Annotated in this window: 2 protein-coding genes; both read left to right on the top strand. The window is 72.3% G+C overall.

The genetic code is table 11. The features are described 5' to 3' along the window. The coding region (locus ACWD4U_RS34710) for a hypothetical protein (protein WP_449787413.1) at positions 1-1101 on the top strand (1101 nt) is incomplete at its 5' end. Positions 1102-1231: 130 nt separating this feature from the next. Further along, positions 1232-1655 (top strand): MFS transporter (locus ACWD4U_RS34705; RefSeq protein ID WP_449787414.1); only part of this gene is annotated, 424 nt, incomplete at its 3' end.

The following is a 1655-nucleotide window of genomic DNA, read 5'->3' as shown; positions in this document are numbered from 1 at the left end:
GGCCGGGCACGCACCGCCCAGCTGCCGCCGATCGACGCGCAACTCCGCCTGATCGAGGGCAGTTTCCTCGCGGCCACCGAGAGTGCGGACTTCCTGCTGGACCTGCCCAACATACTGACGGAGATCGCCCCGAGGGACCGCATCGCGTACCTCTACCAGGTCGTTCGCGCCCTCATCGAACGGACCGGCGACCCCACCCTCGCGATCCGGGCCGTCACCGACCGGTCCACCAGGCATCGGATACCGCGCCGCGACGCCCAGATCGTCGACGGCTGGATCGCGCGCGGCCTGGTCGAGGTGTCGGACCTCGCCGACGAACGGCTGATCGAACTCGCCGAGCTCCTCGCCGTCCCGATCATCAGCGCGGACCGGTTCCTCGACCACCGCCGCGACCACGAGTGGGTCAGCCACCCCACCTCGCGTCTCCTGCGGCCCACCGTGCGCCCCGACGGCACCGTCGAGTTGGCGACCCACCGCCCCGACCCCTCCGCCTCCGCGGCCTCGGCCGTCCTCCCCCCGGCCCCGAGCCCGCACCTCGGCCGCCTCACCCGCAGCTACTGGGAGTGCCCCGACACCACCTGCACCCTCTACACCCCCCGCCACGGCACCACCCGGCTGCCCCGGCTGCACCAGGACATGCCGACCTGCGAGGACCACGGCCTGGAGCTCCGCGACGCCGGGCCCCGGCCGCCCGCGACCCTCCTCAAGGTGCTCGCCGACGGCGTCTGCGTCGCCCAACTCACCTATCAGCAGGGCACCGGGATCACCATCGGCCGCGGCGCCGCCGCCGACCTCGACCTCGCCGGACTCGCCACCAGCCGCGGGGACATGATCAGCCGCTCCCACCTGGTCCTCACCTCCCCCGACGGCCGCCTCCTCGTCCGCTCCAACGGCATCAACGGCTCCGGCTTCCGCCCGGCCGACCCGACCCGCCGCCCCAGCGACACCCCCCGCCCGTGGCAGTACTTCCGCCCACCCCAGGAACGCCCGTTCCTCCCCGGCGACGAGATCCAACTGGTCACCGACGTCATCCTCCGCCGCTCCGGCCCGTTCTTCCCCGCCGAGATCGGCGCCCCGACCACCTCCGGCCTGCGCGACTGAGACCACCGCGTCCCCAACTCCCGTCTCGCGGAGCGCCGTCCGTAAATCGTTGTACAGCGTAGAAGAACTCCCTCTACGGTGTACGACGTCACCGACCGGAGTCGCCCGAGGGAGTCCCTTGACCACCGCAATGCCCAACCCCGTCGCCGAGACCAGCCCGCTGCAGCCGCGGCGTTGGGTGATTCTCGGTGTGGTCTGCCTGGCGACCCTGGTCGTGCTGCTCGACAACACCGTGCTCAACGTCGCCATCCCGTCGCTCAGTGAGGACCTGGGCGCGGGGACCGCGGACGTGCAGTGGATGGTCAACGCCTATGCGCTGGTGCAGTCCGGGCTGCTGCTGACGGCGGGGAGCCTCGCCGACCGGTACGGGCGCAAGCGTGCGCTGCTCGCCGGGCTCGCGCTGTTCGGGCTCGGCTCGACCGCCGCCGCCTTCGCCCAATCCTCGGGTCAGTTGATCGCCGCCCGCGCGGGGATGGGGATCGGCGGGGCGCTGCTGATGACGACCACGCTCGCGGTGGTGATGCAGGTGTTCCGCGGGGCCGAGATCCCGAAGG

This window comes from Kitasatospora sp. NPDC002522 (assembly GCF_053595195.1).
Note: the sequence above shows the minus strand (reverse complement) of the source record. Positions and strands in the feature narration are given on the sequence as shown.